The organism is Arcicella rigui, assembly GCF_034929435.1.
Taxonomy (GTDB): domain Bacteria; phylum Bacteroidota; class Bacteroidia; order Cytophagales; family Spirosomataceae; genus Arcicella; species Arcicella rigui.
The window spans coordinates 99951-121383 of record NZ_JAYFUM010000024.1; the positions used below are offsets into that span (position 1 = coordinate 99951).

Here is a 21433-nt window from a genome sequence, read left to right on the forward strand (position 1 = left end):
TTTATACGATTTTACTCTGTATATGCTCCATTCTCTTCTATAACAAAGTACTACCTTACCATTGGATAGTATTTGGGTTTATAGAAGTAGTTGGTTTTTTTTATTTTGGTAATTTATTTACCAAAAACTGGTCTAACCTTTCTCCAGATAGTTTCATAAGGAAGCTCTTTAGAGTTGCACTTACTATTCGTATATTTTATGTTTTATTCAGTTACTATTTCTATTATTGGATGACTGGGAGTCCTTTTGAATTTGATACTGCGGATGCTATGGGGTATCATGAAGAGGCTTTGTGGGTATTGGATTTACTTTCTAAAAAGCAATTACATATTTATTGGGTATATATAAAGGAAAATTATTCAGATTTAGGCTATGTTGCGTATTTAACCTTTATATATTCATTTTTAGCGAAGAGTGTTCTCCTTGTACGTTTGATAAAAGCAGTTTTAAGTGCTTATACCTGTGTTCTTATTTATAAAATAGCTAAAAGAAATTTTGGAAACTCAGTAGCGAATATTGCTGGAATCTCCTCTTTATTACTTCCTAATTTTATTTATTATTGTGGACTTCATTTAAAAGAGACCGAGATGATTTTTATATTGGTATTTTTTATTGAACGAGCTGATTATTTACTAAGAGAAAAAGAATTAAAACTATTTACATTATTTACAATTTTATTGTCAGGCGGAGCTCTTTTCTTTTTCCGTACAGTATTAGGGATTGCAGCATTATTAGCATTTATTACTGCATTTACATTTTCCACTAATCGTTACTTAGGAATAAGGAAAAAAATAGGTTTAGGAACTATTGCAGTTCTTTTTATTATTCTCATGAGTGGTGGGGCAATAAGCAACGAAATTAACTCGCTATTAGAACAAAATAAGACGAATCAATCTGTGTCTATGCAAGCCCGAGCTAAACGAGTTTCAGGAAATAAATTAGCGGTTTATGGTTCTGCTGTTGTTTTTGCTCCATTTATGCTTTTAGGCCCATTTCCTACTTTGGTAGATATAAAAACTCAACAGAATCAAATGTTGATGAATGGAGGTTATTTTGTTCGAAATGTTTTTGTCTTTTTCTTATTTATAGGTTTAATTACCTTGGTTAATATGAAACAAATAAAAAACCATCTCCTAATTATAGTTTTTACATTTAGTTATTTAGTAGTAATAGCCTTGAGCAAATTTGCAATTTCGGAACGATTTCATTTCCCTGTTTTACCCTTTATCGTTATTTTATCATCTTATGGTATTACAGAATTGAATACCAAAAATAAACAATACTACATTCCTTATTTGGTACTTGTTTTTTTTATTATTGTTGGATGGAATTATTTTAAACTTGCTGGAAGAGAGTAATCATCAAAATGAAAGTTTTATTTGTAAGTAGTGGTAATAAAAAAGGAAATATTTCACCTATTGTCTATAATCAAGGAGAGTCGCTAAAAAATGCAGGTGTTGAAATTGACTATTACACTATTAACCAGAAAGGTCTTTTAGGCTATTTCAGAAATTTGCTACCATTATCAAAAGCAATACATTCAAAAAACTACGATGTGATTCATGCGCACTATTCGTTATGTGGCTTTTTGGTAACGCTGGCGTCTCCTTATTTTTCTAATATTGTAGTTTCATTAATGGGGTCTTTTCAAAAGAATACATACAAATATTATTTGATTCGTATATTGGCAGCAGTGCGTTGGAAAGCAGTGATTGTAAAGTCTCAAAGAATGAAAAATCAGATTGGGTTAAGTAAAGCACCAATAATTCCAAATGGTGTTCAAGTAGATAAGTTTATTTTACACCAAAGTAGAGAAGAGATTAGATTAGAACTTGGATTTTTGCCTACTCAAAAAATTATCATATTTGTTTCCGACCCAGAACGACAGGAGAAAAACTTTTCATTATGCAAAGAATCTGTTGATTGTATTACAGATAAGAATGTAAAATTGATTACTGTCTTTAATAAAATACAAGAAGAAGTAGTAAAGTATATGTTAGCCGCCGACGTATTGATGTTAACGTCATTTACAGAAGGTTCTCCTAATGTAATTAAAGAGGCAATGGCTGCTTGTTGCCCTATTGTATGTACAAATGTTGGGGATGTTCAACATCTACTTCAAGAAGTAAAAGGTACTTATATTATGAATACATTTACGTCAATTGAAGGAGCAACTTTACTTGAAAAAGCCTTAAACTTTAACAAAAGAACTAATGGGTTGGACAAGCTAAAAGTGTTAGGACTGACAGCTAACGAAGTGGCAAATAAAATTATTAACCTTTATAATAAATGATTGAATTAATAAGAAAATCAAAAAACTTTCTTATCGTAGAGATAGCCTTACCAATTGTTGACCTATTTCTTGGTACTAAAATACACTATTACTTCTGCCAAATAAAACAAATGAATAAATGGTCTGCTCAAGAGGTGCAAAATTGGCAAAATGAACAATTACACAATTTAGTCAACCATTTCTATTCAAATACGATTTATTATCGTCGTCTTTTTGATAAAATAGGTTTAAACCCTAAAGATATTAAAACAAAGGAGGATTTAGTTAAAATTCCTCTACTGAATAAAGATATTATTCGTGATCATTACGACGAGCTTATTCCATCAAATATAGCTTCATTACCACATAAAAAAGCAAGTTCTGGCGGTTCTTCTGGCAAGACTTTAAAATACCTTTTAGACAATAACACTTGGAGTTATACCACGGCCATTAAGATTTACTCATGGCAAACAAGCGGTTATCTGTATGGAGATGCTTATGCTACCATCGGAAGCTCATCTCTATTTTCGCCAAATCCTACCTTAAAACAAAGATTCTATCATTTATTCAAAAATAGCCTTCGAATAAGTGCATTAAATTTATCAGATGAAAAAATCTCTCAACTTATTCCTCTTTTAATTAAAAAGAGACCTAAATACCTGTACGGCTATGCTGCGGCATTATTTTTACTTGCCAAATATGTGAATAAAAATAAAATAAAATTAGACAGTGTAAAGGGATGTTTTCCAACCGCTGAAATGCTAACACCAGAATATCGTGCAGAAATAGAAAAGGCATTTGGATTTGTTATGGATTGTTATGGGGCACGTGATGGAGGTATAACGGCTTATGAAATTAATAAGGGATATTATAATGTTGGCTACAACAGTATAGCTGAGGTTGTAGATTGTTACGACAAAGATACGGGCAAATTATTGGTTACAGATTTACTAAGTTATTCTTTCCCATTTCTACGATATGACTTAGATGATGATGTAACACTTGCTGATAGCCAACAAACTTACAATTATAATGGCCAAGTAATAACAAAAATTATGGGAAGATCTCCTGACATTATTCGTTTGGCAAATGGACATGTTTTAACTGGACCTGCTTTTCAAATGATGTTTGGAAGTTTTAATGTTCTTGCATACCGAATATCAAAATTAGATGATTTAATACTTCAAATCGAAATACAACCAAATGAAATGTTTACCCAAGATGAAGAAAATCGACTATTAGGCATTTTAAAAAACCATGCTGGGAAGGAGTGTACTGTCAAATTATTAAAAGTAAAGGAGTTTACACCTAATAAAAATGGAAAAAGAAATTACTTTATAGCTTAACTATTCAACTGTGAAAATTTTATTATACTTTGGTCATCCAGCTCAGTATCTTTTTTTGAGAGAAACCATTAGAAGATTACTAAAAACCGAAAATTATCAGTTAGTTGTATTAATAAAAACTAAGGATGTACTCGAAAACTTATTAAAATCAGATGGAATCCCATATCAAAATATTTTATTACACGAAAGGGGAAAGTCGAAGTTTGCAATCATTCTTAGCCTTTTTAGAAGATTGTTTTCCATTTCAAAAATACTTTTAAAAGAAAAACCCGATTTATTAATTGGGACAGACGCAACGATTGCTCAACTTGGTTTTCTTTTTCGTATTCAGAGAATAACAATTACTGAAGATGATTATGATGTAATTAAAACACTTGGGAACTTAACATACCCTTATACACAAACAATTCTCTGCCCCAATGTTTGTGATGTTGGCAAATGGAAATACAAGAAAGTAGGTTATGATGGTTACATGAAATTAGGGTATTTACATCCAAATGTATTTACCCCAAATCCTCAAAAAATAAATAAGTATAATCTAAAGAAACCGTTTGTATTGATTCGTTTGGCTCGGCTTACCGCTCATCACGATTTTGGGATAAGTGGAATAAGTCATCAATTATTGCAAGAGTTAATTTTTCAAATCAGTAATAAGGGATTTGAAATTTATATTTCTTCTGAAGCTTCATTAAATTCACAATTTCTTGATTTTCAATTAAATATTCATCCTGAAGATATGCATCATGTTCTCTCCATGGCTTCTCTGCTTATTTGTGACAGCCAAAGTATGAGTGTTGAAGCTGCAATGTTGGGAGTTCCATCAATACGCTACAGTAGTTTTGCGGGTAAAATTTCAGTTTTAGAGGAGCTTGAGCATAGTTACAATTTAACCTATGGAGTTCTTCCGGGTGATCAGGACAAATTAATACAAATTTTAGACGAGCTTCTTTCAAGTAAAAATCTAAAAGAAATATTTCAAGACAGAAGGCAAATAATGTTATCTGAGAAAATAGATGTGACGGATTTTGTCGAATGGTTTATCAAAAATTATCCTAATAGTATTTTAAATACATATAATACTCCAAGCAATACTACAAAAGCTTAATATCATATAAGGAAGTATTTGAACTTCTATATATTAAAAATCTCTGTTAACATATAAAGGTAAACGTTACCAATTTAGATGCTAAAACTACTGACAATTATTGGTGCTCGTCCCCAAATTATTAAATCCGCTGCTATTAGTCGAGCTATAAAATCTTATTATTCTACAAAAGTAAAAGAAGTTATTGTTCATACCGGACAGCATTACGATTCGCAAATGTCAGCGATTTTCTTTGAAGAATTACAAATCCCACTACCCAAATATAACCTTCAAGTAGGTTCTGGAAAACACGGAGAACAGACCGCAAAGATGATTATGGGTATTGAAGAAATTTTAGAAAAAGAAAAACCTGATTTTTTGCTAGTTTATGGTGATACTAATTCTACTTTAGCAGGTGCAATTGCAGCTGCTAAAATTCATGTTCCTATTGTTCATGTTGAGGCAGGCTTAAGGTCGTATAATAAAAAAATGCCTGAAGAAGTAAATAGAATTTTAACAGATCATGTTTCAACTTTTCTATTTTCTCCAACGATAACAGGGATGAAAAATCTTCAAAAAGAAGGTTTTAATTTACAATCCGTTGCTCCATTTACAGTAGATAATCCTGGTATATTTAATGTAGGAGATGTTATGTATGATAATAGTTTATTTTTCGCTCAAATTGCTGCCGAAAAGATTGATATTCTCCATCAATTAAATGTAGAAAAAGACAAATATGTATTAGTTACTATTCATCGAAATAATAATACAGATGATGAAATACGCCTAAATGAAATATTTGAGGCAATCTTACATATTTCAAAGGAATCTAAAATAGTAATGCCTCTACATCCCAGAACTCTTAAACAAATTCAGCATTTATTGGACAAATCAATACTTGATGCTTTGAACCATCCTAATATATTGATGATACCCCCAGTATCGTATTTAGAGATGATACAATTGGAAGAAAATTCACATATTATTATAACCGACTCTGGTGGAGTACAAAAGGAGGCATACTTCTTCTCAAAACCATGTATCATACTTCGCTCTGAAACGGAATGGACAGAAATAATAGAATCGGGTTCGGGTATTTTATGTGACGCTATCAAAGAAATGATTATTAAAACCTATCATTTATTTGTAAATAAAGAGAAAGTTTTATTTACAAATATTTATGGAGCAGGAGATGCAGCAGTAAATATTATTAACATTCTGTTGGATTCCACACATTAACGTTCAGAAACTGAAAAGTAAGAATTGCATCATTGTTATGATATTACCTAAATGTGAATTTTATTTCAAAATAACCTATTAACCAGCTGAATAGTAGCCGATTTGAATAATACAAATACGATTTTAATATATACAAATCAAGAAGATATGGAGCAAATACATACTATTTGCTCCATATCTATTTAATACTCATTAAAATATAGAATTACAAATTAACTATTTATTATGGATATTTCATTTTGGAAACACCATCCAATCTCAGATCAGCACGGTCATCAGCTGGCACAAGAAGCTATTGATTTTCAATATAAATTTCAATTTGATTTCCTGAAATTAACCCCTGCTGGAGACTGGCTCGCAGTCTGTTATGGAGCAGAAGATGAAGTGTGGGAAAACGACTCGGTAGGCAGACGAAAGATAACAGGTTTGCCCATAAAAGAAATCAAGGATTTTTATACACTTCAGAACTTTTCGTTTCAAGAAGACTTACTTGTAGAAATCCTTAAAGCTTCAAATATTTGCTGTACACAGGTTGAAGTACCTGTATATTTAACTATTTTTTGTCCTTTATCACAGTTAATTCAAATTTCTGGAATAGACTTGTTTTTAAGGACTATTCAAACAGAACCAGAAGCTATTTATGCTGCCCTTGATGTCATAAATCATAATACAAAAAAAGTAATAGAAAAAGCTTCAGAAATCGGTGTGAAAGGGTTATACTACGTCACACAGCACATGCAAGCAAACCTGCTTTCTTTTGAAATATATAATCAAATTGGTAAACTTTATGATGAAGACTGTTTATTGAAAGCAGCTGAATCATTCGATGCTATTATTTTTCACTTACATGGCAATGATTGTTATGCTTGTATAGCCGAGAATATTCCTAAATTAAGTATCCATTACTCTTATAATCAAGCTGAAACAATCAATAGAATCTCTATTAAAAATGCTGGGTATCCTATTATTTATGGATTACCCGCATTAATATTGAGTGAAGCTAATAACCTGCAAGATTGTAAAAAAATCCTTGAAAAATTTCCGACCAATACCTTACTTACCTGTGACTGTGTTTTACCATTAGATTTTCCATCTGAGAAAATAAACCTATGGAAATCATTTGCACACAGTCTTTAATAGTCACAACATTATCATGTCAGAAATATTTAAGCATTTGCCGATTTCTTGGATTAATACCTCCGTAATTGAACATTTTGAGGAAATCGCAATGAAGTTTCCTCAAAAAATTGCGTTAAACGATAGAGAAAATAGATTGACCTATCATGAAGTACTAACATTCACTAATTCCCTCGCTGAAAAGATACGATTATCAGGTGAAAGCAATGAGCCTGTGATAATTTTATTAGAGCATGATGCTTTTTTTATCTGTGCAATGTTGGCTTGTTTGGCTGTAGGTAGAGGATATATTCCTTTAGACGCTGGATATGCTAATCAAAGAAATCAACAAATTATTGCTCACAGTCAAGCAAAAGTAATTATTAGCCAAGCTTCATTGGCAAAAGCTTATAATCTTGATACGTCATTTCAACTCATTGAATTTAGTAATGATTTCAGAGTATCATTCAAAGAATGTTATAAACATAACAACCCAGAAAGTTTAGCCTATATTATTTATACTTCTGGCTCAACTGGAGTACCCAAAGGAGTTTTTCAAAATGAGCAAAATCTTTTGCATGATGTTATGCAATACATTAACATTGCTGAAATTACATCAGATGATAAAATGAGCTTGTTTTACTCTCCAAGTGTAAACGGCTCTATAAGAGATATTTATGGTGCATTATTAACAGGTGCAACCTTGTTTATCAATAATTTACAAAAGCATGGAGTAACATCTATTCCTGACTTTATTAAAGAAAATGAATTAACTATTTATCATTCTATTCCAAGTATTTTTAGAACAAGTTTAGTTTACAAATCAACAGAGCCACTCAATAGTGTGAGGTTGATTTATCTTGCTGGTGATAAAATTTTCAAACAAGATGTTGATATATACAAAAAATTATTTTCAAATTTTTGTAAGTTATACATCGGCATTGGCTCTACTGAAAACGCAACGATTTATCGTCAGTGGTTTATTGATAAAAATACACAAGTATCTTCTGGCGTAGTTCCTGTTGGATATAAAGTTGAGGATAGACTTATGACTTTAGTAGATTCTGATGGAAAAGAGGTACAGCAAACAGGATTTTTAGGAGAAATTCATGTGAGAAGTAAGTACTGTGCTTTAGGCTATTGGTTAGATGATAAACTTACAATGGAATACTTTATCATACATGACGATGGTAGTAGAACTGTAAAGACGGGAGATTGGGGGCTTATAAACGCCGATGGATTATTAGAATTCAAGGGCCGACGAGATGGACAAGTTAAAATCAATGGTTTTAGAGTTGAAATAGGTGAAATAGAGGCTAATATTAGAGCGATGGAAGGTGTTACAGATGTTGCTGTTTTAGTTAGAAATCAGAATGAAAGTAATAAAATAGTAGCATATATTATACTGAAAGGACATACCTCATTGGAAGAGATAAAGCTAAAATTAGAGCAAAAGTTGTCTGCTCACCTGTTCCCTTCAGTTTACTATGTAGCTGAAAGTATTCCTCACTTAAATAACTTTAAGATAGATTATCAATCTTTACAAGTGCTTGATAAACAAAATATAGCACAAGAAAATAGGATAAGAAATCATAAAGAAATTCCTACCAACGAACGACTTTTATATATTAAAGAACGGCTTCTTAATCTTTGGTGTAAATATGCTTCTTATGAATCCTTTAAAAATGACTTGACTTGGAAAATGGGTGGTGGCAGTTCCTTAGAAGCCATCAACTTTATTGTATCCTTAGAACAAGAGTTTGGCGTAGATTTTCCGAATGCTTGGATTCATGAGGATATGAAACCAAATGCAATTGAAACTCAAATCAAGCAGCTTTTAGGTAAAGAAAACTTGTTCGTCAATGAAGCAGTTGATGAACCCATTCATGTGTATGCTTTTCCTCCTTTGAAAGGAATGATTCCTGAGACAAGAGAATTTATTCGATTATTAAGTAAAAATGTCCCTTTGACATTGATTGATTATCCAAGGTTTGAAGAGTGGAAAAAAGAAGATATTTGCCTTGAAAAAATTGCGAATTCTATTGATAAACGCATATTTAAGAAAGGGAAAAATAAAATTTTTATTGGACATTGTTCTGGAGACCATGTCGCATTTTATATCCTCAATCAGTTAGATAAAGTATATCCAAATTCACTTCATTTTTTCATTATGGATTCTTGGAATATTAATATAAATATGCGGATAATAAGATATATCGAACGAGTAAAAACAATTGGGCTTCTAAAAGCTCTTCAAAGAACTTTTAAATATAGAACCAGTAAAACCAATCTATTTATTAAAAGCACAAACCATAGAGATTTTGCTCAGGAAAAAGTACTATCCGAACATTTTCCTTTTAAAACTATGAAAATAAAGGCTCATTTGTTGATATCGGCAGAAAATGCTCACTCAAAAGATATGGGATGGCGGTATTTTTTACCTAAGTTGACTTCTGAATCATTTACTTTTAATCATTTAGAAATGTACAAAGAAGGAAAAAATCAACAGATAGTACTGGATAGAGTACTTAAATTTATCGAAGAAGTAAAAGATAGTCCTAATATTATTACAAAGTAAATAGCAAAAAACATTAACACACTGACATTTCACAGTCATATTTGAAATATGAAAAAAGCCCTTATTACAGGTATTACCGGCCAAGATGGTGCCTATTTAGCTGAGTTATTATTATCAAAAGGTTATGAAGTTCACGGTATCAAACGTCGTAGTTCATTAATCAATACTGCTCGTATAGACCATTTATATGAAGATTTACATGAAGATGGTGTTCGTTTTATTATGCACTATGGAGATTTATCTGATTCAACGAATATCATTCGTATAATTCAAGAAGTACAACCAGATGAGATTTATAATTTAGGAGCAATGTCTCATGTTAAAGTATCCTTTGATGAGCCAGAATATACAGCCCAAGTAGATGGTATTGGTACTTTACGTATTTTGGAAGCAGTTCGTTTGTTAGGTTTAGTAGAAAAGACTAAAATCTATCAGGCATCGACTTCAGAGTTATATGGTTTGGTACAAGCAGTACCTCAGTCAGAGACGACACCTTTCTATCCTCGTTCACCTTACGCAGTAGCAAAATTATACGGTTATTGGATTACCGTTAATTACCGAGAAGCCTACAATATGTTTGCAGTCAACGGAATTCTTTTCAATCATGAATCACCACGTCGTGGAGAGACCTTTGTTACTCGTAAAATTACGAGAGCCGTTGCACAAATAGCATTAGGACAACAAGATAGGTTGTATTTAGGGAACTTGAATGCTGAACGAGACTGGGGTCATGCAAAAGACTATGTGGAAGCGATGTGGTTAATTTTACAACAAGAAGTAGCTGAGGATTATGTAATTGCTACAGGTGTTACTACTCGAGTAAGAGAATTTGTGAGAATGGCATTTGCAGAAGTAGGAATTGAAGTTTTATTCACAGGAGAAGGAGTAGAAGAAATAGGTACAGTTTTATCTTGTTCAAATCCATTGTATCAAGTTCCAGTGGGTACAGTAGTAGTGTCCGTTGATCCACGTTATTTCCGTCCAACAGAAGTTGAGTTATTGATTGGAGACCCAACTAAATCAAAAACTAAATTAGGCTGGGAGCCTAAGTATGACTTACCAGCATTGGTAAAAGATATGATGGAAGCAGATATTAAATTATTAAAAAGTTAAAGTAAAAATCTATAATGGCATGGTTGTAAGTAATTTTTGAGGTAAAGTATGTGTACTTGTTATTTTAAGCGATAAAACATCTGTGCTTTATTAGCAACACTAAGGAATCTACCACCAACTTCCCCACTCTCCTATTCCCAATCTCATTTTTAGTCGTTTTTCAATTTTCTCAATCATTGTAGTATTCCTCCTTTTTATAATAGAATGATTATCAATTCATTTTGACTTTTTTATTTTCCTTAATTATCATAGGAATAAGTACAATGCAAAGTTCTGCGTCAATAATGCCAGATTAATTTTTGTCATTAGTATTCTTTTTGTTAGAAGTAATATTAACCAAAATAGGTTTTGATGACATAATTGATATAAGTTTTCTTATTCAAATCGCCTTGGAGAATTGTTTGGCGTCAGTATTTATCAATAGCATATTGACTGAGATAGTAGCGTTTTCAAACATTTTGCTTACTTGAAATTGATATGACTATTATTAGTTATGATGTGAGACCATATAAACCTATAATGGAGACCATATAATTGAATGATGAGACTATCATAGTCTCCTATATGCTTTACTATACTGCCACTTTCATTTTACATAGATTTCTCATGCGATATTATGAAAATGAATAATGAACCCTATATGCTCGGCGATACTTCTACATTTGTTTTACATAGATTTCTCATGTGACATTATGGAAATCTATTATGGTGTCTATGTAAATGAGGATGAGGCTCTATATACTTGGCTATACTATCACATTCGTTTTACATAAATTTTTCATGTACCATTATGGAAACCTATGATGGTAGCTATGGAAACGAGTGATGAACGCTATATGCTCGTCTATGCTTTTCCATTCGTTTTACATAGATTTTTCATGTGCCATTATGGAAATCTATGATGGAAGCTATGGAAATGAATGGTGAACGCTATATGCTAGTCTATGCTTTTCCATTCGTTTTACATAGATTTTTCATGTACCATTATGGAAATCTATGATGGAGGCTATGGAAATGAATGATGAACGCTATATGCCCGGCTATGCTTTTCCATTCGTTTTACATAGATTTTTCATGTGCCATTATGGAAACCTATGATGGCGGCTATGGAAATGAATGATGAACGCTATATGCTCAGCTATGCTTTTCCATTCGTTTTACATATATTTCTCATGTGATATTATGGAAACCTATGATGGTGGCTATGGAAATGAATGATGAACCCTATATGCTCGGCTATGCTTTTCCATTCGTTTTACATAGATTTTTCATGTGCCATTATGGAAATCTATGATGGTGGCTATGGAAATGAGTTATGAACGCTATATGCTCGTCTATGCTTTTCCATTCGTTTTACATAGATTTTTCATGTGATATTATGAAAACCTATGATGGTGGCTATGGAAATGAATGATGAACGCTATATGCTCGTCTATGCTTTTACATTCGTTTTACATAGATTTTTCATGTACCATTATGGAAACCTATGATGGAGGCTATGGAGATAAATGATGAACCCTATATGCTCTGTCATACTTCTACATAGATTTCTCATGAGATATTATGGAAACCTATGATGGTGATTACGTAAATGAATGATGAACGGTATATGCTCGTCTATGCTTTTACATTCGTTTTACATAAATTTTTCATGTACCATTATGGAAATCTATGGTGGTGGCTATGGAAATGAATGATGAACGGTATATGCTCGTCTATGCTTTTCCATTCGTTTTACATAAATTTTTCATGTACCATTATGGAAATCTATGATGGTGGCTATGGAAATGAATGGTAAACGCTATATGCTCGTCTATGCTTTTACATTCGTTTTACATAGATTTTTCATGTGATATTATGAAAACCTATGATGGTGGCTATGGAAATGAATGATGAACGCTATATGCTCGGCTATGCTTTTACATTCGTTTTACATAGATTTTTCATGTGCCATTATGGAAATCTATGATGGAGGCCATGTAAATGAATGATAAGACTCTATATGCTTTACTATACTGCCACTTTCATTTTACATAGATTTCTCATGTGATTTTATGGAAACCTATGATGGCGGCTATGGAAATGAATGATGAACCCTATAGCTCGGCTATGCTTCTATATTCGTTTTATTTTTATATAGATTTCTCATGCGACATTATAGAACCCTATGATGTAGATGATGAAGTGTATCATGAAATAATCATACTGCTGCATTCATTTCACATCGTTTTACAAAACAAGCATTGGAGCAAAAATCCAATGGGTTTATCTCTACGTCGCTTCTTCCTTTTTTGTTTTAAATCCTATTTCTCGCCATGAATACCGATATTTTAATACAATTATGACTATCCCTTCCAGCCTAAAGCTCTCAATGATTGTTTTATGGCGGTTTCTTGCTGTTTAAAGGACTCATCAAGTTCTTTGAATAGTAACGGATACATTTCCTTTACTTTGGCGTTTATAGCTGCTTTAAATGACGGTCTCTGTAAGTTTTCTTCTATGTTCAATTGTTTGTTGTAATCTACTCTTAGTTTTATACTCTCAATAAAATGTTCTTTTACAGTAGGATTTGTATTGAAGAAATGCTCGATAATCGCATTCTGGTTTTCATAATAGCTAATCCGCAATGATTCCAAAGCTTTCTCTTCTTGTTCTATCGTAGCCTGAAGAAGATTTTGTTGTTTTTTATCAGTGCTTGATTTGGTATTCGCCAAGGGTTTTATTTCAAAGAGTACTTCTTGTTGCATTAATTTTTGCAAGTAGCCCATCAGATTCTTAATCTTAGTACCGTTTGCTTGCTGTTTCTTCACTGTTTCAATTCGTTCTAAAACATAGTCAGGTGAATATTTTTCCAACCATTCGTTAATGGTTTTTAAGTTGATGCCTTCCCATGTTTTGATAGCATTATATACTTTGGACACTTCTTCATTCACATCATTTTCGTTACTCTCTGGCTGCTTACGCTCTTCTACCACAGTTTTATTAGAGTAAATACTAAAAATAATTGAATGCACTGCTTTCCCTCTTTTGTCTTCTTCAAAAGTAAAACGAATGTCTGTATAGTTTTCTAAGTCTTCTTGGGCTTTTAAAATGACTCTTTGTTTGAAATTGGCATACAATGGATACTTGTCGGCTACTGCCAGTGTGTCTTTTAATTCATTGAGTGTAAATATCCGTTTCCCAATTTTTTCATACTGTTTCAACAATTCGTAAATTCGAACCGAAAATGAACTTTGTAATTGTAACACGTTACGAACATCGTACATTAAAAATTGCGATTGTAGTTGCAACAAAAAGGGCTTCATTTTGGGGTGAAACGAAATGTCAATATAGCTTCCCTGACTTTTACTTGTAAAAAAATCTGAAAGTAAAGTAGCACATGTAAGACCACATGGTAGAGATTCAAGTGACACTTATCCTTTACCAGTAAAAGAACAATCTACAGGTGAAGTGCAATTCACTAAACAATGCTTTTGGCTGAACTGGGATTATGTACGAGATGAAATTTATTTGAAATAAGGCTTAGAATATTAATAGTTATTCCATTTCAAAAAACAGCCTTGCCAACAAAAGAATAGCTGACAAGGCTGTTTTAAAATTAAATCCATCACTTACTTAATCTCAGTAACAAAATCTTCTTTGGCTGTTCTTACTTTTTTAAGATTTAATAACCAGTCTTGAGCTTCGTCACGGTAGCCTAATGGTAGAATTACTACGCTTTTTAGTCCTAATGCTTCTAAGCCTAAGAGTTTGTCTAATTCTGGAGCGATAAAGCCTTCCATTGGTGTAGCATCTACTTGTTGTTCTGCGGCTGCTGCTATGGCTAAACCAAAAGCGATATAGGCTTGTTTGGCAGCGTGTGTAGCATGCCATTCTTTACCAAGTGGCTCGTACATTCCCCATAATCTTTGTTTGTATTCGTCCATTCTGTCGGCAGGTAAACCTCTTTCAGCTAATGTTTTAGCAAATACTTTCTCGATTTTCTCTAAAGAATATCCATCCCAAGCAGCAAAAACTAATAAATGTGAACATTCAGTAATTTGACTTTGGTTAAATGCAATCGGTTGTATTTTGGCTAATAACGCTTTATCAGTAATAACAAAGATTTGATAAGGTTGTAATCCAGAGGAAGATGGGGCTAATCTTGCAGCTTCAATGATATAATCTACTTTTTCTTGTGGAACTACGTTCCCGTTCATTTTCTTAGTTGCATAACGCCACTCTAAAGCTTTTAATAATTCCATGTTTTGTGTGAATTGAATTTTATGTTTTTAATACTCTAATAGGAACATGAACAATTGTAAGTTTGTTACCAAAAGTAACAGTGACAAAAAAGTAACTAAATGACAAATGATGGAAATTGCAGAAAGACCAAGTAAAAAAGAATGTGCTAAAACAATTATGGCAATACATGATGTAATGGATATTTTGAGTGGAAAATGGAAAGTATCAATTATTGCTTGTTTATGTTTTCAAAAGAGAAGATATACAGATTTACTTAGGGAAATTAATGGGATTTCGGGGAAAGTACTCAGTAGAGAATTGAAAGATTTAGAGGTGAATCAACTGATTACAAGGACAGTAAAAGATACGCAACCCATTACGGTTGAATATGAAATCACAGAATACGGAGCTACATTAAAAGAAGTAACAAATGTAATTGCAGATTGGGGTTTAGAACACCGCAGACGGATTATTGGAGGGAATTGAAAAGAAGATAATTCGTTCAATATTAATTTTGCAGGATATTTTTTGCAATGCTAAAATAGCCTCATAGAGGCGAAATATCGGTAGCCAAATTACAATCAACATTCCTTTCCAAGCCCCATCGGGGCGAAATATTTCGCCCCGATGGGGCTTGGAAAGGAATAATATACCTCATACTTCTACCGATATACAGTTCCTAACGGAACTGAAATCAATCAAAAAGGAGTCAAAAAATATTTTCTGACTCCTTTTTGATTTGCCATTATTTGTTACATTTTGAAGGCAACCTATTTTAGGCAAGGACAATTCACAACTCACAATTCAGCACTCATACTCACTTTATCTCAACATACATCAAAGGAACATTCCAGCCTTCTAATGATACTTGTGCTTTGGCATTTTCTGGTACGTTTTCGATAATAATTTTCTTTTCTGAATTGGGTAATACCGAAACGTAATTATCTGAATAAAATACTGGTAAGATTCTTTCTTTGCTGCTGGCATCCACTAAAGAAACTCTGTTGAAGAAAGCAATCGTTTTGCTGTGTGGATTTAAAAGTGTTACTTCTACTTTGCCATTGCTTAGTTTCTTAGCACTTATTTTCAAATCATTGGCAGTTGGCAAGTTTTGCAATCCTGAATAAATGCCTTTTTGGTTGGGATACCAGTAGAAATTATCACTTACAACTTTTTGGTTTTCGTCTAACAATTGTAAGGATAAAAACGAACCATCTTCTGCACCGATTTCATCCAAAATATTTTTTACCGACAAGATTTTCTTGATAGAAGTAGCGTCGATATAAGTAAATACTTTGGTGATTTCTTTTTCTTTTCCTTTGGTATCGTAGGCTTTGGCCACTAACATCAAGTTGCGATATGCTTTAAAATCATTGTTGACCATCATCAACATTCCATCAATGGGATTCGCCATAATGTGTACTAATTCACTTCCACTTCTTAACCCATATAGACAAGCGTTAGGGTCGAGGTAGTAATCGTACATTTGTCCACGCATGGCTGTCCACGGGTTTTGCGTTTTCCAGATGATAACGCCTGTGTACCAATCCCAACTATGAGCAGAGAAACCTTCGATAAGTCCACGGTATTGGTCATAGTTGACTAATTGGGCTTTCAAACCAAAATCTTTGATGTCTTTTGCTTTGCCATAAGGGTCGATAAATTCGTTATAACCAACACCTGTGTAAGTATGGTAAGTCCAAACAGAATCAGGTTTTTCGTTGCTATTATGATAGGGTACTTTAAGGTTTGCTTCTGGAATAAATCTTTTCAAAGACTCTAAATCACCAGTACCTACTGAACCTACTTCTGAGTTGAAAGGGAAAGTTCTTTGTTCCCAAAATACTTTCAAAGGCTGAATACCATAAGGGCCATCGCCATTTCCGCCGATGCTATTGTATGACATTGCATCTGAATTAGAGTAATCTACAAACCAACGAGTACCGTCTAATTTGGGTAAAATTTCATCACGCAAAGGCACAAGAATATCTTCTGGAGGTGTAATTTCATTCCCTCCGCACCAGATAGCTAATGAAGCATAATTTCTCACCATTTTAATCATATCCGCTGCCGATTCTAAAAAGAGAGCATGATTGTCTGGGTATTTTCTACGTGTCCATTGGTCTTCTTTTTTCATGGGGTCTGTCCAACGACCATTACAATCGCCCGACATCCAGAAGTCTTGGAAAACCAATAAACCATATTTATCACAAGCTTCATAAAATTCTGGTCGTTCTACCAAAGCACCGCCCCAAATACGAATGAGGTTTAGATTCATATCACGGTGAAAACGAATTTCAGCATCATAACGCTCTTTAGAAAAACGCAACATCGCATCTGAAATAATCCAGTTACCACCTTTGATAAATACTTTTTGTCCATTGACATATATCTGACGGCTAAGTGTATGGCTGTTCCAATTGCTTTGAATTTCTCTTACACCAACTTTTACTTCTTCTTTGTCCGATACTTTTTCGTTGACAATAAACTCAAATTTGGTATCATACAATTCTTGTTTTCCATAACCTGCTGGCCACCACAAACGTGGATTTTTTAAGGTAATGTCTGCCAAAGTAACCGTTTTAGTACTTTTAGGAGCTAAACTTACTTTCTGAGTATATTTAGAGCCGTCGATACTGTAAACTAAAGTACCGTTGATGCTTTGCTCTGAAGTATTTTCAAGGTCGGCACTGGCTTTGATGATAGCCGGTTTTTGAATGCCTTCTGGTAATCTTTTTTCTGGTACTATTGTAATTACGTGCGGGTCTTTAAGGTTTACTTTACCTGTTTTTTCGATAAAAACTTTATCCCAAATACCCGTGTTTCGGTCACGAATTGGGCGAATCCAGTCCCAACCTGCGGTGTATTGAAGTCCTACATTTTTGGCAATTGTTCCATCGCCGCCTTGTCCACCGTTGGCATTTCCAACGTGGTCTGGCGGATAGACAATTACTGCCAAACGGTTGTTTCCATCGTTTGATAAAAACTTCGTAATATTAAAGGCTTGTCTTAAAAACATTCCTTCAATCAATTTTTCATTTACTTTTTTGCCGTTCAAGAATACTTCGCAACTGTAATTGATACCTCTGAATTTCAACCAAACTTGTGTATCATCGTTCGGCTTTACTTCTTTGAAATCTTTGGCAAACCAATAAGTATAATAATCTCTTCCTGTATTATAAATGTCAGGAATTTTCTCATTATTCATGCCATAAAATGGGTCGGGGATTTCTTTATTGGCTAATTGGGTAGTAAGCACTGTTCCCGGCACAACGGCAGGTTTCCAAGCAGACAAGGAAAAACTGGGATTTGAAATGGTAGCACCATTTTCTTTGATACTTTTAATCGGCGTGCATTTCCAACCTTGATTAAGTTCGTACTGGTTTTGTGCCTGAATCGTCTGGATACTTCCGAAAAGTATCAAAAGACAAAATGTGAATAGTTTCGAGGAATTTTTTAGAAAATAAGACATGGGATAATAGTTATGAATTAGTTTTTAGCTGTGAGCTATGAGCAATAAGCTTTGAGCCTTGAGCAATGAGTTTTTTGTTTTTTAGCTACGAGCTTTTCGAATTGAAACTTTGAAGAAAAAAAGCTCAAGGCTCATAGCTCACAACTGATAGCTAAAAAAGCTCACAGCTCAAAACAACGTGCTTTATATTTTTTCGATTAGCCGTATAAGTAATATGCACCAATCCTTCTGTACTTTGAATAATGGCTGGATAGCTAAATTCGCCTTCTTTTTCATCTTCCAAAGTATAAACATCTTGCCAATCTTTACCATTTTTTGAAACGGCAACATTCAATTTATAGCGACCATTAAACCAATCTGCTCCTTTTTTGAGTGGATTATAAACCAATACCTGTAAACCATTTTTTAAAGTAGTAGCATCCGTTCCAGAATTGGGATTGGGCAAATTTGTAAGTGTTAATGGCGACCAAGTATTTCCATTGTCGTTCGACCAAGTTTGTACAACAGCATTTTGTCTTGAGCGACAAAGTAATTGTAATTTATTACCTGAGTACTGTAAAATACTGGGCTGAATTACGCCAAAAGTATCACAAGCAATGTTGATTTTTTTGAAGGTTTTGGTATTTTTATCTGATTTCTCAAGATGAATATTCCATACTTTTTCATCCAAACTTTCAGTACTTGAAGGATATAAAATTTCTCCATTGGCTAACTGAAAAGGTTTATTTTTGATTGGCCCCAATATTCCTTCTGGAAGCTTTTCTGCTTTAGTCCAATGTTTGCCATTGTCCTCAGAAGTCATTTTCATTCCCCACCATTCTCTTGGATTTTTGCCCACTTTATAGAAAAGTAAAAGTTTACCTGCTTTGGTTTTGAATAAAACTGGATTCCAACAAGGGTATCTCAGCGTATCGTTGATAATGCCGTTTGCAATTTGTTTGGCTTCGCTCCATTTACCTTTTTTGTTGGTAGCAATCCAAATGCCAACGTCGGGGCTGCTTTCATATTTACCGCCAAACCATGAAGCCATAAAGGTATCTTTAGATAATTCAACAATCGTGGAAGCATGACAAGCAGGAGTAGGAGGGACAGTAAAAATATTTTCAGCCTTCACCAATGTAGCTTTTGGTTGAGAAAACACAGTGAATGAAAAACATAGGAAAAGTAAGGTTAGGGATTTCATATATAATTGTGAATGATTGAGTTAGTGATTGAGTGATTATTTATCTGACTACTGGACAATCGAAAGACACAGAGGAACACTGAGAATACACAGAGTTTCGCAGAGAAACATTTTAATAAAATCCTCTGTGAAACTCTTAAAAACTCCGCTAAACTCTGTGTAATCAATTTATTCACTGAACATCATTTATTAGTTTTGAGCTTTGAGCAAAATAAAAAAGCTCAAAGCTCATTGCTCACGGCTCAAAGCTAATAAACCGCCACATTAGCAATCACAGGACAAGCTTTCGCATCTTTGATGTTGATTCTAACTTTACTGGTTTCAACGCCATCTAATTTCAAGATTCTTTTATAGCCAATCGTTGTCGCTGAGGCAACTTCTTGCCAAGCGTTATTTTTCCAAACTTCTACGTTAAAGCTTTTTACTCTTTGTCCGAGTTTGATGTATTCTTGCAAGAGTACATATTTTACGGCTTTATTTCCTCCTAAATTAATTTCTAAACTGCCAGTTTTTTGTTCATCGTCAGTTGTCCAGTAGGTTTCTTTATTGCCATCAACTACATTTTTTGCTGAAAACTGAGGAGCATTTCCACGTACTGCACTTGCTTTTACAGGAACATTCAAGGCTAAATTAGTTTTAAATTCTTTGTCTAATAAAGCTTTAAATCCTTTCAAGGCTTTTACATCGTTTTCATGGAAAAGTCCACGGCGGTCTGGCGGAATGTTCAATAATAAATTTGAACCTCTACCCACCGAAGTAAGATAAATTTCAAATAATCTTTCAGCAGATTTTACTTTTTCGTCTTCTGAGGCATGATAAAACCAACCCGGACGAATAGAAACATCAATTTCACTCGGAATCCAAGCAGTACCATTTTCTGAACCTGTGTTCAACAATTGTTCAATCCCAGCTTTTCCTGCGTACAAACTATCAGGCGTAATATTATTCCAATTGGTTTCTCCTGCAATACCTCTTTCATTGCCACACCAACGTATTTCTGGCCCAGCATCACTAAAAAAGATAACATCAGGTTGCATTTTTCTCACCATCGGAATCGTATTTTGCCAATCGTAATAGGTTTTTCCGTCGATTTTGCGTGCTTCTCTTGCTCCACCATAATAGCCAGTTCCGCCGTTTGCACCATCAAACCATAATTCAAAAACAGGCTTATAATTGCTGAACAATTCCTTCAACTGGTTTCTGTAATAAGTAATGTATTCTGGTTTGCCATAATCAGCATGGTTTCTATCCCACGGTGATAAGTAAACGCCAAATTTTACGCCGAATTTCTTACAAGCCTCAGCCGTCTCTTTTACTACATCGCCTTTTCCACCTTTGTAAGGACTGTTTTTGATAGAATGCTCTGTGTACTTACTTGGCCAAAGCGTAAAACCATCGTGATGTTTACAAGTAAGAATCGCTCCTTTAAAACCAGTTTCTTTTAAAGTACCTATCCATTGGTTGGCATCCAAAGCTGTTGGATTAAATATCGCCGTACTTTCGTCGCCATTGCCCCATTCCAAATCTGTAAAAGTGTTGGTTGTAAAATGGATAAAGGCATTAGTTTCCATTTCCTGATAGGCCAATTGGTCTTTGGTAGGAATTGGATACACTGGTTTTGGAGCTGAAACCGTTTTTTTACTTGTTTTCTTTACCACTGGCTCGCTTAACTGTGGAAAAGTAGAAGCGTGGTTTTGCTGAGAAAATAGTAAAAAAGGAATTGATAAAATCAGAGCATTTTTCATAATATTATTAACTAATACAATTTTGTTGACGTTTGTTTCTACAATAAATAATTGATAATTA

14 protein-coding genes are annotated in these 21433 nt (G+C 33.6%); 9 read left to right on the forward strand and 5 right to left on the reverse strand.

What is annotated here, in order from left to right; genetic code table 11:
- The first annotated feature begins 230 nt into the window (after window positions 1-230).
- From VB248_RS18710 to gmd, 8 genes are all read left to right on the forward strand, one after another.
- On the forward strand, window positions 231-1358 hold the full coding sequence (locus VB248_RS18710; RefSeq protein ID WP_323298348.1) for a hypothetical protein: 1128 nt from the start codon (window positions 231-233) through the stop codon (window positions 1356-1358).
- A gap of 8 nt (window positions 1359-1366) precedes the next feature.
- A complete protein-coding gene (locus VB248_RS18715; protein WP_323298349.1) occupies window positions 1367-2293 on the forward strand; it encodes a glycosyltransferase family 4 protein in 927 nt (308 codons plus the stop codon).
- Window positions 2290-3618: a phenylacetate--CoA ligase family protein gene (locus VB248_RS18720; protein WP_323298350.1), complete on the forward strand. Its 1329-nt coding sequence runs from the start codon at window positions 2290-2292 to the stop codon at window positions 3616-3618. Before VB248_RS18715 ends, VB248_RS18720 begins: the two co-directional genes overlap by 4 nt.
- Window positions 3619-3628: 10 nt before the next feature.
- Window positions 3629-4723, forward strand: a complete 1095-nt coding sequence (locus tag VB248_RS18725; protein WP_323298351.1) for a hypothetical protein — start codon at window positions 3629-3631, stop codon at window positions 4721-4723.
- A gap of 78 nt (window positions 4724-4801) precedes the next feature.
- Complete coding sequence (gene wecB / locus VB248_RS18730) at window positions 4802-5941, forward strand: non-hydrolyzing UDP-N-acetylglucosamine 2-epimerase (protein ID WP_323298352.1); 1140 nt, start codon at window positions 4802-4804, stop codon at window positions 5939-5941.
- A 225-nt stretch (window positions 5942-6166) separates the two neighbouring features.
- Window positions 6167-7078 (forward strand): uroporphyrinogen decarboxylase/cobalamine-independent methonine synthase family protein, encoded by a 912-nt coding sequence (locus VB248_RS18735; RefSeq protein ID WP_323298353.1) that lies wholly within the window; start codon window positions 6167-6169, stop codon window positions 7076-7078.
- A gap of 16 nt (window positions 7079-7094) precedes the next feature.
- Window positions 7095-9635 (forward strand): non-ribosomal peptide synthetase, encoded by a 2541-nt coding sequence (locus VB248_RS18740; RefSeq protein ID WP_323298354.1) that lies wholly within the window; start codon window positions 7095-7097, stop codon window positions 9633-9635.
- Between the two features lie 48 nt (window positions 9636-9683).
- Window positions 9684-10748, forward strand: coding sequence for a GDP-mannose 4,6-dehydratase (gmd, locus tag VB248_RS18745; protein ID WP_323298355.1), 1065 nt, complete (start codon window positions 9684-9686; stop codon window positions 10746-10748).
- Between the two features lie 2345 nt (window positions 10749-13093).
- On the opposite strand, the gene VB248_RS18750 is transcribed toward gmd, so the two are convergent.
- Both VB248_RS18750 and VB248_RS18755 read right to left on the reverse strand, forming a co-directional pair.
- Window positions 13094-14161 (reverse strand): replication initiation protein, encoded by a 1068-nt coding sequence (locus VB248_RS18750; protein ID WP_323298356.1) that lies wholly within the window; start codon window positions 14159-14161, stop codon window positions 13094-13096.
- A gap of 198 nt (window positions 14162-14359) precedes the next feature.
- On the reverse strand, window positions 14360-14992 hold the full coding sequence (locus VB248_RS18755; RefSeq protein ID WP_323298357.1) for a nitroreductase family protein: 633 nt from the start codon (window positions 14990-14992) through the stop codon (window positions 14360-14362).
- A 106-nt stretch (window positions 14993-15098) separates the two neighbouring features.
- On the opposite strand from VB248_RS18755, the gene VB248_RS18760 reads away from it, so the two are divergent.
- Window positions 15099-15458, forward strand: a complete 360-nt coding sequence (locus tag VB248_RS18760) for a winged helix-turn-helix transcriptional regulator (RefSeq protein ID WP_323298358.1) — start codon at window positions 15099-15101, stop codon at window positions 15456-15458.
- Window positions 15459-15789: 331 nt separating this feature from the next.
- On the opposite strand, the gene VB248_RS18765 is transcribed toward VB248_RS18760, so the two are convergent.
- The 3 genes from VB248_RS18765 to VB248_RS18775 all read right to left on the reverse strand — a co-directional run bounded on the left by VB248_RS18765 (window position 15790) and on the right by VB248_RS18775 (window position 21372).
- Window positions 15790-18444, reverse strand: a complete 2655-nt coding sequence (locus tag VB248_RS18765; protein ID WP_323298359.1) for a glycoside hydrolase family 2 protein — start codon at window positions 18442-18444, stop codon at window positions 15790-15792.
- A 151-nt stretch (window positions 18445-18595) separates the two neighbouring features.
- On the reverse strand, window positions 18596-19627 hold the full coding sequence (locus VB248_RS18770; RefSeq protein WP_323298360.1) for a sialidase family protein: 1032 nt from the start codon (window positions 19625-19627) through the stop codon (window positions 18596-18598).
- Between the two features lie 248 nt (window positions 19628-19875).
- Window positions 19876-21372 carry an alpha-L-fucosidase gene (locus VB248_RS18775; RefSeq protein WP_323298361.1) on the reverse strand — a complete coding sequence of 499 codons (1497 nt, stop codon included), beginning with the start codon at window positions 21370-21372 and terminating at the stop codon, window positions 19876-19878.
- Between the last annotated feature and the right edge of the window lie 61 nt (window positions 21373-21433).

Excerpts from the sequence above, each read along its gene's own strand:
- VB248_RS18710 (WP_323298348.1), top strand. The coding sequence starts at position 231 with ATGACTGGGAGTCCTTTTGAATTTGATACTGCGGATGCTATGGGGTAT.
- VB248_RS18715 (WP_323298349.1), top strand. The coding sequence starts at position 1,367 with ATGAAAGTTTTATTTGTAAGTAGTGGTAATAAAAAAGGAAATATTTCA.
- VB248_RS18720 (WP_323298350.1), top strand. The coding sequence starts at position 2,290 with ATGATTGAATTAATAAGAAAATCAAAAAACTTTCTTATCGTAGAGATA.
- wecB (WP_323298352.1), top strand. The coding sequence starts at position 4,802 with ATGCTAAAACTACTGACAATTATTGGTGCTCGTCCCCAAATTATTAAA.
- VB248_RS18735 (WP_323298353.1), top strand. The coding sequence starts at position 6,167 with ATGGATATTTCATTTTGGAAACACCATCCAATCTCAGATCAGCACGGT.
- VB248_RS18740 (WP_323298354.1), top strand. The coding sequence starts at position 7,095 with ATGTCAGAAATATTTAAGCATTTGCCGATTTCTTGGATTAATACCTCC.
- gmd (WP_323298355.1), top strand. The coding sequence starts at position 9,684 with ATGAAAAAAGCCCTTATTACAGGTATTACCGGCCAAGATGGTGCCTAT.
- VB248_RS18755 (WP_323298357.1), bottom strand. The coding sequence starts at position 14,992 with ATGGAATTATTAAAAGCTTTAGAGTGGCGTTATGCAACTAAGAAAATG.
- VB248_RS18760 (WP_323298358.1), top strand. The coding sequence starts at position 15,099 with ATGATGGAAATTGCAGAAAGACCAAGTAAAAAAGAATGTGCTAAAACA.
- VB248_RS18765 (WP_323298359.1), bottom strand. The coding sequence starts at position 18,444 with ATGTCTTATTTTCTAAAAAATTCCTCGAAACTATTCACATTTTGTCTT.
- VB248_RS18770 (WP_323298360.1), bottom strand. The coding sequence starts at position 19,627 with ATGAAATCCCTAACCTTACTTTTCCTATGTTTTTCATTCACTGTGTTT.
- VB248_RS18775 (WP_323298361.1), bottom strand. The coding sequence starts at position 21,372 with ATGAAAAATGCTCTGATTTTATCAATTCCTTTTTTACTATTTTCTCAG.